Consider the following 1,928-nt stretch of genomic DNA (forward strand, 5'->3'; position numbering starts at 1 on the left):
ACCGCCGCGGGCGTCCGCCACCGCTACGAGCGCGCCGACACCACCTCCGCCGACCAGCTCGCCGCCGCCGTCACCCGCTTCCGCGCCGACCTCGGCGACGTCACCGCCGTCCTGCACGGCGCGGGCCGCAACGAGCCCACCGCCCTGCCCAACCTCACCGAGGACGCCTTCCGCGCCACCCTCGCCCCCAAGGTCGACGGCCTGCGCGCCGTCCTGGACGCGGTCGGCGAGCCCAACGTCCGCCTGCTGATCACCTTCGGCAGCATCATCGGCCGCGCGGGCCTGCGCGGCGAGGCCCACTACGCCACCGCCAACGACTGGCTCACCGAGCTGACCACCGACTTCGCCCGCCGCAACCCGGAGGCCAGGGCCCTCGCGCTGGAGTGGTCGGTGTGGGCGGGCGCGGGCATGGGGGAGCGGCTGGGCGTCGTGGAGGCGCTGATGCGCGACGGCATCACCCCGATCTCCACCGACGCGGGTGTCGCCGTGCTGCGCCGGGTCCTCGCCGACCCGACCGCCGGTCCCGCGCTCGGCGTCTCCGTCCGCGCGGCCGGGCTGCCCACGCAGGATCTGGAGCGCGCCGAGCTGCCCCTGACCCGGTTCACCGACCGCGTCGTCGTGCACTACCCCGGCGTGGAGCTGGTCACCGCGGCCGACCTGTCCGGCGGCAGCGACCCGTACCTGGAGGACCACCTGCTCGACGGCGACCTGCTGTTCCCGGCCGTCGTCGGCATGGAGGCCATGACCCAGGTCGCCGCCGCCCTCACCGGCCGCACCGGACCGCCGCTGCTGGAGGACGTCCGGTTCCTGCGCCCCATCGCGATCCGCCCCGACGGCGCGCTGACCGTGCGCCTGGCCGCGCTCGCCACCGGCCCGGACACCGTCGAGGTGGTCGTCCGCGCCGAGGACACCGGGTTCTCCGCCGACCACTTCCGCGCCACCGTCCGCCTGCCCCGCCCCGACCTGCCCGCCGAGCCCGCCCCCGCCGACCCCGCGCTGCCGCCGGTCCCGGTCGACCCGGTCACCGAGCTGTACGGCGGGGTCCTGTTCCAGGGCAAGCGGTTCCAGCGCCTCCAGGCGTACCGCACCGCCTCCGCCCGTCGCGCCGTCGCCGAGGTCGCCACGACCTCCGCCGCGACCTGGTTCGCCCCGTTCCTGCCGCAGGAGCGGCTGCTGGCCGACCCCGGCGCCCGCGACGTGATGATGCACGCCATCCAGTGCTGCGTCCCCGACGCCGTCCTGCTGCCGCAGAGCGTCGAGCGCCTGCACCTGGCCGACCCCACCGCCAGGGCGGGGGAGCACGTGGTCCTGGACGCCCGCGAGCGCTCCCAGGACGGCGACAGCTACACCTACGACCTGGACGTGCGCGACCCGTCCGGCGTGCTCGTGGAGCGCTGGGAGGGCCTGGTGCTGCGGGCCGTGCGCAAGCGCGACGGCAGGGGCCCGTGGACCCCGACCATGCTCGGCCCGCACCTGGAGCGCGCGCTCGAACGCGTCCTCGGCGGCTCCCGCACCGTCGTCGTCGAACCCGACCCGGCCGAGGGCGGCGAGCGCCGCGCCCAGACCGCCCTCGCGCTCTCCCGCGCCCTCGGCGCCCCGGTCGAGGTCCGCTACCGCCCCGACGGCAAGCCCGAGGTCGCCGGGCACGCCGTGTCCGCCTCGCACGGCGCGGGCCTGACCCTGGCCGCCACCGCGCCCGGCGGCAGGCTCGGCGTCGACGTCGAGACCGCCGCGCCCCGCACCGAGGACGACTGGGCCGCCCTGCTCGGCCGCGCCCCGCTGGCCGTGCGGGACCTGCTGGTCCGCGAGACCGGCGAGGACCCGTCCGTCGCGGGCACGCGGGTCTGGGGCGCCCTGGAGTGCCTGCGCAAGACCGGGTCCACCACGCAGGCCCTCGCCCTGGAGCGGGTCCACCCGGACGGGTGGGT

The 1,928-nt window shown here is 77.4% G+C and carries 1 protein-coding gene; it reads left to right on the forward strand.

The window, feature by feature from the left end:
* On the forward strand, nucleotides 1-1,928 hold a 1,928-nt coding region (locus tag ACTUAL_RS30505), incomplete at both ends, for a polyketide synthase dehydratase domain-containing protein (protein WP_440902652.1).

The organism is Actinosynnema sp., from assembly GCF_052038725.1.